Origin of the sequence: Nonomuraea turcica (assembly GCF_030718205.1) — a bacterium.
Classification (GTDB): Bacteria; Actinomycetota; Actinomycetes; order Streptosporangiales; family Streptosporangiaceae; genus Nonomuraea.
This window is the reverse complement of sequence record NZ_JAUZQF010000026.1, coordinates 1-14,031: the sequence shown is the minus strand read 5'-3', so window position 1 is coordinate 14,031 and position 14,031 is coordinate 1. Positions and strand designations below refer to the sequence as shown.

12 protein-coding genes and 1 pseudogene are annotated in these 14,031 nt (G+C 68.8%); 6 read left to right on the top strand and 7 right to left on the bottom strand.

The window, feature by feature from the left end:
- Nucleotides 1-9: 9 nt before the first annotated feature.
- Complete coding sequence (locus tag Q9G87_RS47000; RefSeq protein WP_305923167.1) at nt 10-741, bottom strand: NUDIX hydrolase; 732 nt, start codon at nt 739-741, stop codon at nt 10-12.
- A gap of 82 nt (nt 742-823) precedes the next feature.
- On the opposite strand from Q9G87_RS47000, the gene Q9G87_RS46995 reads away from it, so the two are divergent.
- Nucleotides 824-1,117: a Dabb family protein gene (locus tag Q9G87_RS46995; protein ID WP_305923166.1), complete on the top strand. Its 294-nt coding sequence runs from the start codon at nt 824-826 to the stop codon at nt 1,115-1,117.
- On the opposite strand, the gene Q9G87_RS46990 is transcribed toward Q9G87_RS46995, so the two are convergent.
- Together Q9G87_RS46990 and Q9G87_RS46985 are read right to left on the bottom strand one after the other, a co-directional pair.
- Entirely contained in the window at nt 1,114-1,377 is a 264-nt protein-coding gene (locus Q9G87_RS46990; protein WP_305923165.1) for a hypothetical protein, read from the bottom strand. The genes Q9G87_RS46995 and Q9G87_RS46990 overlap by 4 nt on opposite strands.
- Before the next feature lie 84 nt (nt 1,378-1,461).
- On the bottom strand, nt 1,462-3,267 hold the full coding sequence (locus Q9G87_RS46985) for an acyl-CoA dehydrogenase (protein ID WP_305923164.1): 1,806 nt from the start codon (nt 3,265-3,267) through the stop codon (nt 1,462-1,464).
- A gap of 103 nt (nt 3,268-3,370) precedes the next feature.
- Here Q9G87_RS46985 and Q9G87_RS46980 point away from each other — a divergent pair, with 103 nt between their 5' ends.
- The gene (locus Q9G87_RS46980) at nt 3,371-4,168 is read left to right on the top strand and encodes a class I SAM-dependent methyltransferase (RefSeq protein ID WP_305923163.1); all 798 of its coding nucleotides are present in this window, start codon (nt 3,371-3,373) and stop codon (nt 4,166-4,168) included.
- A gap of 42 nt (nt 4,169-4,210) precedes the next feature.
- The gene (locus Q9G87_RS46975) at nt 4,211-4,597 is read left to right on the top strand and encodes a VOC family protein (RefSeq protein WP_305923162.1); all 387 of its coding nucleotides are present in this window, start codon (nt 4,211-4,213) and stop codon (nt 4,595-4,597) included.
- 13 nt (nt 4,598-4,610) lie between these two features.
- Here Q9G87_RS46975 and Q9G87_RS46970 read toward each other — a convergent pair whose 3' ends face one another.
- Nucleotides 4,611-5,060: a hypothetical protein gene (locus Q9G87_RS46970; RefSeq protein ID WP_305923161.1), complete on the bottom strand. Its 450-nt coding sequence runs from the start codon at nt 5,058-5,060 to the stop codon at nt 4,611-4,613.
- A 90-nt stretch (nt 5,061-5,150) separates the two neighbouring features.
- On the opposite strand from Q9G87_RS46970, the pseudogene Q9G87_RS46965 reads away from it, so the two are divergent.
- Both Q9G87_RS46965 and Q9G87_RS46960 read left to right on the top strand, forming a co-directional pair.
- A pseudogene (locus Q9G87_RS46965) lies at nt 5,151-5,564 on the top strand (N-acetyltransferase family protein); the annotation flags it as partial.
- A 120-nt stretch (nt 5,565-5,684) separates the two neighbouring features.
- The gene (locus Q9G87_RS46960) at nt 5,685-6,083 is read left to right on the top strand and encodes a GNAT family N-acetyltransferase (RefSeq protein ID WP_305923308.1); all 399 of its coding nucleotides are present in this window, start codon (nt 5,685-5,687) and stop codon (nt 6,081-6,083) included.
- Here the strand turns inward: Q9G87_RS46960 and Q9G87_RS46955 are convergent.
- Complete coding sequence (locus Q9G87_RS46955; RefSeq protein WP_305923160.1) at nt 6,070-8,073, bottom strand: molybdopterin-containing oxidoreductase family protein; 2,004 nt, start codon at nt 8,071-8,073, stop codon at nt 6,070-6,072. The genes Q9G87_RS46960 and Q9G87_RS46955 overlap by 14 nt on opposite strands.
- A 194-nt stretch (nt 8,074-8,267) precedes the next feature.
- Here Q9G87_RS46955 and Q9G87_RS46950 point away from each other — a divergent pair, with 194 nt between their 5' ends.
- The gene (locus Q9G87_RS46950; protein WP_305923159.1) at nt 8,268-10,643 is read left to right on the top strand and encodes a lysylphosphatidylglycerol synthase transmembrane domain-containing protein; all 2,376 of its coding nucleotides are present in this window, start codon (nt 8,268-8,270) and stop codon (nt 10,641-10,643) included.
- Here Q9G87_RS46950 and mgrA read toward each other — a convergent pair.
- Complete coding sequence (gene mgrA, locus Q9G87_RS46945; RefSeq protein WP_305923158.1) at nt 10,612-11,610, bottom strand: L-glyceraldehyde 3-phosphate reductase; 999 nt, start codon at nt 11,608-11,610, stop codon at nt 10,612-10,614. The genes Q9G87_RS46950 and mgrA overlap by 32 nt on opposite strands.
- Nucleotides 11,607-13,697: a S9 family peptidase gene (locus Q9G87_RS46940; protein ID WP_305923157.1), complete on the bottom strand. Its 2,091-nt coding sequence runs from the start codon at nt 13,695-13,697 to the stop codon at nt 11,607-11,609. The genes mgrA and Q9G87_RS46940 overlap by 4 nt, the downstream gene beginning before the upstream one ends.
- Nucleotides 13,698-14,031: the final 334 nt, after the last annotated feature.

Genomic DNA, 14,031 nt, shown 5'->3' with positions numbered 1-14,031 from the left:
TCCTTAAGGTCATCGGATTTCCTCCTCGCGCGCCGGTCGCAGCAGCGCGGGGTGGAGCAGCCGCGCGTCGCCGGCGCGGTAGAGCTTGGCGCGCGGGCCGCCCTTGGGGCCGCCCGTCTCGGTGGTCTGTCCCGTGCCCTCGACGAACCCGGGCACGGACAGGACCTTGCGGTGGAAGTTGCCCGCGTGCAGCGGCGTGCCCCACACGCTCTCGTAGATCAGCCGCAGGTCGGAGATGGTGAACAGCTCGCCTGCGAACGCCGTGGCCAGCGGCGTGTACTCCAGCTTCGACCGGGCTCGCTCGACCCCGTCGGCCAGGATGCGGGCGTGGTCGAAGGCCAGCGGCGGCACGTCGTCCACCGGCTGCCAGACGGCCGCCGCCGCGTCGGTGCCGGCCTGCGGGTCGGGCAAGTCGGGGGCGAAGGCGAGGTACGAGATCGACACCACGCGCATCCGCGGATCCCGCCCTGGACTGCCGTAGCTGGCGAGCTGCTCGAGGTGCGCCGGCCTGGTGGCCACTCCGGTCTCCTCGGCCAGCTCGCGCACCGCCGCCTCGGCCAGTTCCTCGTCGGGCCTGATGAACCCGCCGGGCAGCGCCCACGCCCCCGCGTACGGCTCCACGCCCCGCTCGACGATCAGGACGTGCAGCCGCCGGTCGCGTATGGTCAGCGCCACCACGTCGACCGTCACCGCGACCGGGGCGTAGAGCCGCGGGTTGTAGTCGGCCAGGAAGTCCTCCACGCGCGCACGTCCTTCTCATTCTGAGTCAATCTCAATCTGAGAATAACCATGCCCGTGAAGGGATGTCGATAGTGTTTGCCGCATGATTCGCCACATCGTGCTGTTCACATGGACCGACGACGCGACCGACGAGCAGAAGGCCGCGGTGACGGCCGAGCTGCGCAAGCTGCCCGGCGCCATCCCGCAGCTGCGCTCCTACACGGTGGGCCCGGACGCCGGCATCAACCAGGGCAACCACGACTACGCGGTGGTGGCCGACTTCGACAGCGTCGAGGACTACCTGGTCTACCGCGACCACCCGCAGCACCAGGCCGTGATCGCCCAGCACATCAAGCCCATCCTGGCGACGCGGGCGGCCGCGCAGCTGAGCGTCTAGATCTCCGGCGGGTTGTTCTCCCGGTGCATGAGCCTGTCGTCGGAGGTGCGGCCCCGCCTCGGGGCCAGCACGACGCTCAGCACGATGCCCACGCCACCGACGATCATGAAGATGATTCCGACCACGTCCATGTGGACCGCTGGTCCGAACACGTCGGGCTCGATCGCGAACCTCAGGATGGCGCCGAGCGTGAGGAAGAAGATGCTGACCCCGACACCCATGACGACCTCCAGGCAAATGGCGAGTATGCCGACGGTCATACCCGCGTAACCGTGATCACACCCATCAGGCCGGACACGAAGAACGCCCGCACAAGTGCGGGCGTTCTGTGGTGAGACCAGGTTCTAGAAGGCCTCTTCGGGCAGCTCCATGAGCTCCTGGCCGGTGGAGGTGAGCACGCGCCGCTCGGCGATCAGCCGGGGCAGCACGGTCTTGGCGAAGAACGAGGCCGCGCCGATCTTGCCGAGGTAGAACGGGTCCTCGCCGTCGCCCAGCTTGGCCAGCGCCACCTCGGCCTGGCGCAGAAGCAGCCAGCCGATCACCAGGTCGCCCAGCGCCAGCAGGAACCTGGTGGTGTTGAGGCCGACCTTGTAGACCTCGGCCGGGTTGTCCAGCGAGCCGAGCGCCCAGCCCGCCATGGTGTCGCCCATGGTCTTGACCTCGGCGGCGGCCTCGGCCAGCAGCTTGCGCTCCTCCTTGAGCCGGCCGTTGCCCGCGTCGGAGCCGGCGAACTCGTTGATCTCGCCGAGCAGCGAGCCGACCGCCGCGCCCTGGTTACGCAGGATCTTCCTGAAGAACAGGTCGAGACCCTGGATCGCGGTCGTGCCCTCGTACAGGGAGTCGATCTTGGCGTCGCGGATGTACTGCTCGATCGGGTAGTCCTGCAGGTAGCCCGAGCCGCCCAGGGTCTGCAGCGAACGGGAGAGCAGCTCGTACGACCGCTCCGAGCCGACGCCCTTGACGATCGGCAGCAGCAGGTCGTTCATGTCGTGCGCGTGCCGGTCGTCCGGGTTGATCAGGATCGTGTCCTGGAACGTGGCCGTGTAGAGCACCAGGGCCCGCATGCCCTCCGCATACGCCTTCTGCAGCATGAGCTCGCGCCGCACGTCCGGGTGGTGGGTGGTGGTCACCCGCGGGGCGCTCTTGTCGGTCATCCTCGTCAGGTCCGCGCCCTGGACCCGGTTCTTGGCGTACTCGAGGGCGTTCAGGTAACCGGTGGACAGCGTGGCGATGGCCTTGGTGCCGACCATCATGCGCGCGTGCTCGATCACCATGAACATCTGCTTGATGCCCTCGTGCACCTCGCCGACCAGCCAGCCGACCGCCGGGTGCTTCTCGCCGAAGGTCAGCTCGCAGGTCGTGGAGACCTTCAGCCCCATCTTCTTCTCGACGTTCGTGACGTAGACGCCGTTGCGCTCGCCGAGCTCGCCGGTCTCCAGGTTCACGTGGAACTTCGGCACCAGGAACATCGACAGCCCCTTGGTGCCGGGACCGTGGCCCTCGGGGCGGGCCAGGACCAGGTGGAAGATGTTCTCCGTCATGTCATGCTCGGCGCTGGTGATGAAGCGCTTGACGCCCTCGAGGTGCCAGCTGCCGTCGGGCTGCCGCACCGCCTTGGCCCGCCCGGCGCCCACGTCCGAGCCGGCGTCCGGCTCGGTGAGCACCATGGTGGCGCCCCAGTCGCGCTCGATGGCCAGCTCGGCGAAGCGCTTCTGCTCCGGGGTGCCCACCTTCCACAGCGTGTAGGCGAAGTTGGGGCCCGCGGCGTACATGTAGAGCGCCGGGTTCGCACCCAGCACCATCTCGGCCGTCGCCCAGGCCAGGCTCCGCGGGATGCCCGGGCCGCCGAGCTCCGTGGGCAGATCGAGGTGCGCCCAGCCGCCGTCGACCAGCGCCTTGTACGACTTCTTGAAGCCCTCGGGGATCTCGACACTGCCGGTCGCCGGATCGAAGACGGGCGGGTGCCTGTCGCCTTCCTCGAAGGAGTCGGCGAGGACCCCGGTGGCCAGCCTGTTGACCTCTTCAAGGATGCTGCGCGCGACATCCTCGTCCACTTCCGCAAAGGGCCCTGTGCCGAGGATCTCGCGTCGCCCGAAGACCTCGAAGAGGTTGAATTCCAGGTCGCGAACATTGCTCTTGTAGTGGCCCATGGGTGTAGATCTCCTTGAACCGGGGGCGTCTGTACTGGTGAGTAACCTTACTCTGCAATGCTACCCGCGGGTAACCCCCGTCATGCATGGCATGCTCGTCTCCATGGACGCCGAAGAACTCGCCGCCAGATGGCGAGAGCGACTGGAATCCTGGGCAATCCCCGAGGAGATCCTGGCCAAGGCACCCGCGGATCCGTGGAGTCATTCGCCGGAGCGGTTCGGCACACGCACCGACAGGGCGCTGGCCGAGCCCGACGACGGGCCCACCATGACCCGGCTCGCCGAGGCCCTGCCCGACCAGGGCACGCTCCTCGACGTGGGCTCGGGAGCCGGCGCTTCGTCGTTGCCGCTGGGCGCGCGCATCGGCCACCTCTACGCGGTGGACACCTCGGCGCCCATGCTGGAGGGGCTCACGCTCAGGGCGGACAAACTCGGCGTGCCGGTCACGACGATCGAGGGCCGCTGGCCGGACGTGGCGGACCGGGTGCCGGTCGTTGACGCGTCCATCTCCGCCCACGTGGTCTACAACGTCCCGGATCTGGCCGACTTCCTGCGGGCGCTCGACGCGCGCACGCGTGGCCGGGTGGTGCTGGAGCTGCCGCATCGCCATCCCATGAGCTGGATGACGCCGCTGTGGGAGCACTTCCACGGGGTGAGCAGGCCGGTGCGGCCGATCGCGGAGGACTGCGTGGCGCTGGCGGCGGCGCTCGGCTACCCCGTGCACGTGGAGGAGAGGGAAGCTCCTCTGGAACGTTTCACGTCACTGGAGGAGCTGGCGGAGAGCGCGTGCCGGCGGGTCTGCCTCGATCCGTCCAGGGCGGTGGAAGTGGCGGAGACGGTGCTGGAGCTCGGCATGTGGCCGGTGCCCCGGGACCGGTGGGTCACCGTCTGGTGGGACTGACACCACCTTGACGTTTTCGGCGGTGTCCGGTTGGGTGGCGGCATGATCGAGATCCATGCCGTCACCATTGACGCCGCCGACCCGTACGAGATCGCCGGCTGGTGGAGCAAGGCCACCGGGCTGCCCCTGGGAGAGGGCGACAAGCCGGGCGACGACGAGGTGATGCTGCGGACCGAACGCGATCCGTTCCTGCTGTTCATCCGCGTGCCCGAAGGCAAGACCGTGAAGAACCGGCTGCACCTCGACGTCAACGGGACCGAAGGACGGACCAGGGACGAAGAGGTGGAGCGGCTGATCGGGCTGGGGGCGACCGTCTATGACGACCTTCGCCAGCCCGATGGCAGCGGCTGGGTGACGATGCTCGACCCCGAGGGCAACGAGTTCTGCGTGTGCCGGAGCCAGGCCGAGCGGGAAGCGGCGACCGCCTGAGGACGGGTGCGGGTCACCGGGCGGAGCGCGCCCGGCCCTGCATCGTGAGCGTCAGGATGCTGGCGATCAGGTAGACCAGCGCGCCGTGCCACAGCGCGTCCACGGCCGAGCCGAACACCCCTTCGCCGTCCAGCACCAGCTGCACCGGGTAGTCCAGCACCGCCGTGATGCCCGCGGGCAGCAGCGCGAACTTCCACGGATGCCGCAGCGACCACACGCGGGCCTGGCGGGTCACCCGGTCGCCCTCGTTCGGCTTGGACACCGCCCCGATCGCGGCGATCAGGGCGAACAGGCTGATGCCGAGGCCCAGCGCCCACACCAGATCGCCAGTGCCCGTGAGCGCCCCCAGGCCGAAGCTGACCGCGCTCACCGCGCCGCCGCCGATGGCGGCGGCCTTCCAAGGGGCGCCACGCAGGGCGGCGCCCGAAAGCGAGACCTCATCGCGTCGACTGATTTCGTTCATGTGACGTTCCTCCATAGGGAAATCGTGCCTTTTGGGATCCCTTGGGGGCATCGGGGAAGGACCCTGAGCTGTCCCTGACATGATTCAGACATGCAGGAAATCGATATTGTGCCTCTTGGCGTGGGGGATCAGGCGCGGCTGCGCGAGGTGCGGCTGAGGGCTCTCCGGGACACCCCGGACGCCTTCTGGGCCACCTATGAGAGCGAGGCCGCGTTCCCGGCGGAGAAATGGGCTGAGTGGCTGAGAGACCCGCATTCACAGTGGTGGGTGGCCGCGACCGGCGACGGCGTGGACGTGGGGCTCTTGTGCGGGCGCCTGGAGGAGTCCGGGGCCCATCTGGTGTCCATGTGGGTGGCGCCGGAGGCGAGGGGCGCGGGCGTGGGCTCCCGGCTGGTCGACGAGGCCGTCGCCTGGGCCCGTGCCGCCGGGGCCGCGGAGGTGAGGCTCTGGGTCGTGGACGCCAACCACGCCGCCCGCGCGCTTTACGCCCGGAAGGGATTCGTGCCGAGCGGGAAGGTCGGCGTGATCACACGGGAGCCGGGGCCCGACCTCCCGGAGTCGCAGTACGTGCTGTCCCTGCTCTTCCGCCAGGCACGCAAGGAGGACGTGCCCGCGATCGTCGCGATGCTCGCCGACGATCCCCTGGGGGCCACCCGTGAGGGCGACCCCGCCGACGAGCGTTACCTGGCGGCCTTCGACCGGATCGACGCCAACCCCTACGACGAGCTGATCGTGGCCGAGCGTGACGGGAAGGTGGTGGGCACGATGCAGCTCACCTACCTGGCCGGGCTGTCGCGGCTCGGCGCCGAGAGGTGCTTGATCGAGGCGGTCAGGGTCGCCGCGTCCACGCGCGGGCAAGGGCTCGGCCGCACGATGATCCAGTGGGCGATCGATCGAGCCCGCGCCCGCGGCTGCGCCATGGTGCAGCTCACCTCCGACAAGTCACGCCAGGACGCGCACCGCTTCTACGACTCGCTCGGCTTCACGGCCTCCCACGAGGGTTACAAGCTCAAGCTGGACTGATCTCGACCAGGTTGTCGTGATAGGCGGGGCCCTTGCCCATGTCGCCGTCCCGCTCGGCCACGACGGCGTTCGCGTTGGCGCCGCCGGGGCTGAGCTTCGGCCAGCGGCCCTTCGTCGAGGCCACCACCCCGGCCGCCACCCGGTCGCTGATCTCCACATCGGCCAGGAACTCGCCGCCCTCGTTGTGCACCCGTACCCGCTGGCCTGCCGCCAGGCCGCGGGCCGCCGCGTCGGCCGGGTTGACCAGCACCACCGGGTCCTTGGCCCGCCGCCGCAGCTCGGGGTTGTTGCCGAAGATCGTGTTGAGGAACGTGTGCGCGGCCGGCGTGATCAGCGCCAGCGGGTACGCCGAGCCCTCCGCCTGGGCCGTGTGGGACGGGACGTACGCCCGGCCGGTCGGCGGGAAGCGCAGCCGCCCCGACGGCGTCGGGAAACCGTCGGCGAACGGGGTGAAGGGCTTGGGATAGTTCATCCGCACCCAGCCCTCCTTGCGCAGCCGGTCGAGCGTGACGCCCTCCAGCGACGGATGCCCGCTGGACAGCAGCTGCTCGGCCAGCTCCAGGTCCGAGTCGTACAACGACGGCTCGGTCAGCCCCATGTGCGCCGCCAGCCGCCGGAACGTCTCCGTCGTGGACAGGCACTCACCGGCCGGCTCCACCGCGGGCTCGTTCCACAGCAGGTACAGGTGCCCGTACCCGGCGTGCAGATCGTAGTGCTCGGTCTGCATGGTGGCCGGCAGCACGATGTCGGCATAGTCCACCGTGTCGGTCGGGAACTGCTCCATGACGACCGTGAACAGGTCCTCGCGGGCGAGCTGCCGCCTGATCGCGTTTCCGTCGGGGGTCGAGCCGAGCGGGTTGGCCGCGTACACCCACAGGCATTTCACGTCGTCGAGTTGCGAGGCCAGCTTGGTCATGACCAGCGTGCGGACCGGCTTGGCCAGCAGGTCCTCGCGCGTGTCGAGGTCCAGGTGGACGTGGCCGCTGGTCGAGAACGCCATGCCGCCGCCCGGGTGCCGCCAGTCTCCGGTGACGCCGGGAATGGCGGCGATCGTGCGCAACGCGGTGCCGCCTCCCGCGTGCCGCTGGAGGCCATGCGTGGCGCGGATGGCGGTGGGGCGGGTGTGGGCCAGCCTCATCCCCAGGCTGTGGATATCCGCGACCGGGATGCCGGTGATCTCCGACACCTTTTCGACCGGGTGGCGCAGGATCTCCTCGCGGAACTCCGGCCAGCCCTCGGTGTGCTCGGCCAGGAACTCCTCGTCCTGCGCGTTCTCCGCGAGCACGACGTTGAGCAGGCCGAGCGCGAGCGCCGCGTCCGTGCCCGGCCTGATCGGCAGGTATTCGTCGGCCTGATCGGCTGTCCTGGTGCGGATGGGGTCGATGGCGACCACGTACGCGCCGTTCGCCCGGGCGTCCTGGATGAACTTCCACAGGTGGTGACCGGTGGTCAGCGTGTTGGTGCCCCAGAGCAGGATCAGCTTGGCCAGCGAGAAGTTCTCCGGGTCCATGCCGGCCGGGGTGCCGTTCGTACGCTTGAGCCCGCTGTTCCCGGCCGCCGAGCAGATGTTGAGCCAGTGCTTGGAGGCGCCGAGCACGTTCCAGAACCGCCGGCCCGCCACGCCCTCGGCGCCCTGCAGGTAGCCCAGCGTGCCCGTGCCCAGGTAGGGCCAGATCGCCTCGCCGCCGTGCTCCTCGACGATGCCGCGCAGCCGTACCGAGATCTCCTCCAGCGCCTCGTCCCACGTGATGCGCTCGAACCGGCCCGAGCCCTTGGGCCCGACGCGGCGCAGCGGGTGGAGAATGCGGTCGGCGGCCTGCGTGTGCTCCAGGTAACGGTTGACCTTCACGCAGAGCGCGCCTCGCGTGTACGGGTGGTCGGGGTTGCCGCGTAGCTTGACGGCCTTGCCATCGTTGACGGTGACGATCCAGGAACAGGTGTCCGGGCAGTCCAGCGGACATGCCCCCAATACCCTCAATTCGCCCGACATGGGACTCAGCTTACGTCGCGGAATCCGAATGAACTCCTGGAGCTCCACCGTGTAGCTTTGCTGCGCGGCCTCTGGATTGAGGACACTGGAAGCTAGAGATCGTACGGTCCGGCCGGGAAGGTGCAGAATCGCTGACGGTGGCCGATATCAGGGAAAGAGATGACGCGGCGGACCTCGCGGAGGAGGACCCAGCCGTGGCAGAGTCACGCGCGGACAACGACGTCTACGTCGTAGAGCCGCTGTTGCCGCAGCGCCTGCGGCGCCCGTCCGACCTGCTGCGCTTCTTCGCCACGCTGATCGTGCTCGGCGCGGTCATCCTGCTCGCCCTCGTCGCCAAGCAGACGCTCATCGGCCTCGAGGCCGACGTCAAGGAGGGCGCGGAGCTCGTCCCGCTGCTCAGCAGGATCGCGGCCTTCCTCGGCGGTGCGGCCGTGCTCGTGGTGCCCGCGGCGTTCGCCGTTGAGCGGGTCTTCCACCGTGACGGCCTGCGGGTCGCCGAAGGCCTGATCGCCGCGATCATCGGCATGGCCGGGTCGTTCCTGCTCGGGCAGTGGCTCGTCGGGGGCAATCTCGACGACCTGCGCGTGCTGCTGACCGGCGACCGGGACATCGAGCCGCTGAACACGCTGCTCACCTCGGTCGTCGCGTACGCCACCGCCGTCCGCATCTCGCGCCGCCCCACCTGGCGCATGCTGATGTGGACCACGATCGCTCTCTACATCCTGGCGTTCTTCTCCGGCCGGCAGATCACGCTGCCGAGCGCCATCGTGACCGTGGTGGTCGGCATGGCCATCGGCTACGCCACCCTGTACGGCGTCGGCAGTCCCAACACCAGGCCGCCGGGCAGCGCCGTGGTGTCCGCGCTCCGCAAGCTGTCGTTCATGGTGGTGTCGGCCCGGCGGGTCGAGGACGACTACCAGGGCAGCCGCCGTTACGCCATCGGGCTCAAGGACGGCAGCAGCCTTGACGTCACCGTGCTCGACCGGGACCGGCAGGTGGCCGGGCTGCCCTACCGGCTGTGGCGGCGCATCAGGCTCAACTCCGAGACCAGGCGCCGGGCCATCAGGTCGCTCAGGGCCGAGCTGGAGCGCGAGGCGCTCATGGCGTACGCCGCCCAGGCGGCCGGCGCGAGCACCCCCCGGCTCCTCGGCACCAGCGAGATCGGCACCGAGGCAGCGCTGCTCGCCTACGAGCACATCGAGACGCGTCCCCTCGACGAGGTGCCCGACGCGGACATCGACGACGAGCTGCTCGCCCAGATCTGGGAGCAGGTCGAGCTGCTGCAGGTCCAGCGCCTGGCGCACCGGCGGCTCACCGGCGACAGCATCCACCTCGACCGGGACGGACGCGTCGTGCTGACCGACGCGCGCAGCGGCGAGATCGCCGCCGGCGACCTGCTGCTGCGGCTCGACGTCGCCCAGTTGCTCACCTACCTGGCGCTGCGCGTCGGCCCTGAGCGCTCGGTGCGGGCCGCGGCGGCCGTGATGGGCCCCGAGGCGCTGGCCGCCGCCATGCCGCTGCTCCAGCGCATCGCGCTCACCAGGGAGACCCGCTCGGCCCTGGCGAAGGAGAAAAACCTGCTGGCCGCGCTCCGCGAGCACATCGTCGCGCTCAAGCCGGTGGGCAAGGTCGAGGAGCTGCGCCTCGAGCGGTTCCGTCCGCGCACGCTGATCACGATCATCGCCAGCACGATCGCCGCGTACATCGTCCTCTACCAGCTCAGCCAGGTGGACGTCTACAAGGTGATCACCACGGCCAACTGGGCCTGGTCGGGGCTGGCGCTGGTGGCCGCGTTCGCCAGTTTCGTGGCCGCTGCTCTGATGCTGCGGGGATTCGTGCCCGAGCCGCTGCCGCTCTGGCGTACCGTGCTCGTGCAGTTCGCTTCCTCGTTCGTCAAGCTCGTGACGCCGCCGGCCGTGGGCGGGGTCGCGATCAACACCCGCTACCTGCAAAAGCGCGGCATCACGCCGGCGAGCGCGGTGGCCAGCGTGGGCGCCTCGCAGCTGATCATGCTGGTCTTCCACATCTCGCTGCTGCTGCTGTTCGCCTACATCACCGGCTCGACCACCGCCACCTCCTTCACGCCGTCGCGCGGGCTCGTCGTGGCGCTGCTGGCCATCGCGCTGCTGGTCGTCGTGGTGCTCGGCGTGCCGCCGGTGCGCAGGATGGTCACGTCGCGGCTGCGCAAGCTGTTCGGCAACGTGCTGCCGCGGCTGCTCGACGTGCTGCAGTCGCCGCTCAAGATGATCGAGGCGGGCCTGGGCACGCTCACGATCACCATCGCGTTCGTGGCCTGTCTGTACGCCTGCGTGGCGGCGTTCGGCGGTGAGATCAGCTTCACCGCCGTCGCCGTCGTCTACCTCACGGCCAACGCGATCGGCTCGGCCGCACCCACACCCGGCGGGCTGGGCGCGGTCGAGACCGCGCTCATCCTGGCGCTGATCGCGGCAGGTGTGCCGCAAGCGGTGGCCACGTCGGCCGTGTTGTTGTACCGGCTGCTCACGTTCTGGCTGCCGGTGCTGCCCGGTTGGGCCTCCTTCACCTACCTCCAGCGGCACAGCGCTCTGTGATTTTGTCGATGGCCTCGAGTTCGTCCTCGGTGAAGTCGGGGCCGTCCACGCAGGCCACGTTGTCCTCCAGCTGTTTCACGCTGCTCGCGCCGATGAGCACACTCGTCACCCGCGGGTCCCTGAGCGTCCACGACAACGCCATCTGAGCCAGCGTCTGCCCCCGGCCCCTGGCGACCTCGTTGAGATCGCGCGCCAGTTCCGCGTCGACCCGGTCGGGGGAGAGGAAGCGGCTGGTGGCGGCCCGCGAGTCGGCGGGCACCCCATCCAGGTAGCGGTCGGTCAGCACGCCCTGCGCCAGCGGCGAGAACACGATGCAGCCCATCCCCGCCTCCTCCACAGCGTCCAGCAGCCCGTCCTCGATCCACCGGTTGATCATCGAGTAGGACGGCTGGTGGATGAGCAGCGGCGTGCCCAGCTCCCGCATGATCCGTGCGGCCTGCGTGGTCTGCTCCGCCGAGTAGTTGGAGATGCCCGCGTACAGCGCCTTGCCCGAGCGCACCGCCCGGTCCAGCGCCCCCATGGTCTCCTCCAGCGGCGTCTCCGGGTCGGGACGGTGGCTGTAGAAGATGTCCACGTAGTCCAGGCCCATCCGCTGGAGCGACTGGTCCAGGCTGGCCAGGAGGTATTTGCGGGAGCCCCACTCGCCGTACGGGCCGGGCCACATGTCGTACCCGGCCTTGGTGGAGATCACCAGCTCGTCCCGATATTTGCGGAAATCTTCGTGCATGATCCGGCCGAAGGTCTTCTCCGCCGACCCGTACGGCACGCCGTAGTTGTTGGCCAGGTCGAAGTGCGTCACGCCGAGATCGAACGCCCGCCGCAGGATCGCCCGGGAGTTCTCGATCGGCCGGTTGTCGCCGAAGTTGTGCCACAGGCCCAGCGAGACCGCGGGCAACTTCAGCCCGCTGCGGCCGCTGCGGTTGTACGGCTGGCGCTCATAGCGCCCCTCGTCGGCCTGATACGTCATGACGTACCCCTCTCGATGATCCAGGAGAGCGCGAACGCCTCCTCGCGCCAGGCGTCGTACCGGCCGCTGCGCCCGCCGTGACCCGCCCCCATCTCCGTCTTCAGCAGGAAGGGGCCGCCCTGCGCGGTCGAGCGCAGCCGGGCGATCCACTTCGCCGGCTCGTGGTAGAGGACGCGGGTGTCGTTCAGGCTCGTGATCGCCAGGATTGGCGGGTACGACCTGCCGTCCACGTTCTCGTACGGGGTGTAGCTCTTCATGTAGGCGTACACGTCCGGGTTGTGCAGGGGGTCGCCCCACTCGTCCCATTCGATCACGGTCAGCGGCAGCGACGGGTCCAGGATGGTGTTGAGCGCGTCCACGAACGGCACCTCGGCCACCACACCCGCGAACTCCTCCGGCGCCAGGTTCGTCACCGCACCCATCAGCAGGCCGCCCGCCGAGCCGCCCCTGGCGATGATCCGCTCGCTCCAGCCGGTCGCCTTCAGGTGCCTGGCCACGGCCACGAAGTCGGTGAACGTGTTGCGCTTCCTGGTGAGCTTGCCGTCCTCGTACCAGTGGCGGCCCATCTCGCCACCGCCCCTGACGTGCGCGACGGCGAAGACGAACCCGCGGTCCAGCAGCGACAACCTCGGCACCGAGAAGCCCGGGTCGATGGAGGTCTCGTAGCTGCCGTACCCGTACAGCACGGTCGGGGCGGGCTTGCTCGCGTCCTTCCGCTTCACGATGGACACCGGGATCCTCGTCCCGTCCTCGGTCGTGGCCCACTCCCTGAACTGCTCGTAGTCGGCCGGCTCGTAGCCGCCGAGCACCGGGCGCCGCTTGAGCAGGATCAGCTCGTGGGTGTCGAGCTCGTAGTCGTACACGCTGGGCGGGGTCACCATGCTCGTGTACGCCAGCCTGAGCCGCTTGGTGCTGAACTCCGGATTGCCGGCCGGGCCGACGTCGTACAGCGGCTCGGGGAAGTCGATCTCGTACGCGTTCCGCTCGGCCGCCTCGACGCGCTCGCGCCAGTCGGCGATCGTGCTCGGGTACGGCAGAACCCTCAGGCCCGTCAGCCCATCGCGGCGGAAGTGCACCACGGCGTGGCCCTCGAACGCGTCGATCTCCAGGAGCCTGGTGTCGTCGCGGTGCGCGATGATCGGAGTCCAGGCGCCCGGGTCGTCGAGCGGGGCCGTGGCCAGCTCGAAGTTCTCGGCGTTCTCGTTGTGCAGGATGTAGAAGAAGTCGCCCGCGTGCTCGACGCTGTATTCAACCCCCGTCGTCCGGGGCCGGACGATACGGAACTCGCCGGCGGGGTCGTTCGCGTCGAGGATGCGCACTTCGCTGGTGATCTTGCTGCCCGCGCCGAGCACCAGGTAGCGCTCGCTGCGCGTCAGCCCGATGCCGACCCAGTAACGTTCGTCGGTCTCCTCGTAGACCAGCACGTCCTCCTCGGTGCCGAGGGTGTGCCGGTAGACCTGGAACGGGCGCCAGGCGTCGTCGACGCGCGTGTAGAAGAACGCCGAGCCGTCGGCCGACCAGGAGCCCCCGTAGAAGATGTCGGCGATCTCGTCGGGCAGCAGCTCACCCGTCTCGAGGTTCTTGAACCTCAGGGTGAAGCGCTCGTCGCCCTTGTAGTCGGTCGAGTAGGCCAGCATCGTGCCGTCGGGCGTGACGGCGCTGGTGCCGATCGAGAAGAACGCGCTGTCGCCGGCGAGCTCGTTGCCGTCGAGGATCACCTGCTCGCGGTCGAGCTTGCCGCCTGGGGTGATCTCCGGTGGTGCGTCGCTGTCCGCGGGGACGCGGCAGGAGACCGCGTACTGCTTGCCCTCCTCGGTGCGGCTGAAGTACCACCACGCGCCCTTGCGGCTCGGCACCGACAGGTCCGTCTCCTGGGTGCGGCCCTTGATCTCTTGGAACACCTGCTCCTGGAGGTCGGAGAGGTGACCGGTCTGCTGTTTGAGGAACTCGTTCTCCGCCTCCAGGTAGGCCTTGGTATCCGGATCTTCCTTGTTGCTCAGCCAGGCGTACTCGTCGATGACGGTGTCGCCGTGGTGGGTCCGCTCGGTAGGAATCTTCTTCGCCAGTGGCGGCGTGTTGCTGCTCACGTGGGGAGTCTATGTTCGGTCGTGATCGTTCTGTGTCCGAAGAACATGACGAACCGTCCCGAGCGGTCTGAGAGCGCTGCTAATCTTTAGAAGCCGACACGGTGCGGCGCAACCCACTCCTCCTCCACTCCGGTGGACTTGGCGTGTTGTGCGCGTTGTACCAGAAGCCCAGTCAATTTGACAAGGATTCGGACGGCTGAAAGAATAAAGACATAACGCAAGACCGAAACGAAACGCCGGAAAACGCGTCCGTTTCTTGAGAACTCAACAGTGTGTTAAAAGCCAGTGCATGTGCATCACACATGTATGACCCCGTCATTTTTGACGGTTATTG

Bases quoted from the DNA above. Each gene is read 5' to 3' on its own strand.
- Q9G87_RS46955 (WP_305923160.1), bottom strand. From the start codon at position 8,073: ATGTCGGGCGAATTGAGGGTATTGGGGGCATGTCCGCTGGACTGCCCG.
- Q9G87_RS46995 (WP_305923166.1), top strand. From the start codon at position 824: ATGATTCGCCACATCGTGCTGTTCACATGGACCGACGACGCGACCGAC.
- Q9G87_RS46970 (WP_305923161.1), bottom strand. From the start codon at position 5,060: ATGAACGAAATCAGTCGACGCGATGAGGTCTCGCTTTCGGGCGCCGCC.
- Q9G87_RS46985 (WP_305923164.1), bottom strand. From the start codon at position 3,267: ATGGGCCACTACAAGAGCAATGTTCGCGACCTGGAATTCAACCTCTTC.
- Q9G87_RS46980 (WP_305923163.1), top strand. From the start codon at position 3,371: ATGGACGCCGAAGAACTCGCCGCCAGATGGCGAGAGCGACTGGAATCC.
- Q9G87_RS46960 (WP_305923308.1), top strand. From the start codon at position 5,685: ATGCTCGCCGACGATCCCCTGGGGGCCACCCGTGAGGGCGACCCCGCC.
- Q9G87_RS46990 (WP_305923165.1), bottom strand. From the start codon at position 1,377: ATGACCGTCGGCATACTCGCCATTTGCCTGGAGGTCGTCATGGGTGTC.
- mgrA (WP_305923158.1), bottom strand. From the start codon at position 11,610: ATGACGTATCAGGCCGACGAGGGGCGCTATGAGCGCCAGCCGTACAAC.
- Q9G87_RS46975 (WP_305923162.1), top strand. From the start codon at position 4,211: ATGATCGAGATCCATGCCGTCACCATTGACGCCGCCGACCCGTACGAG.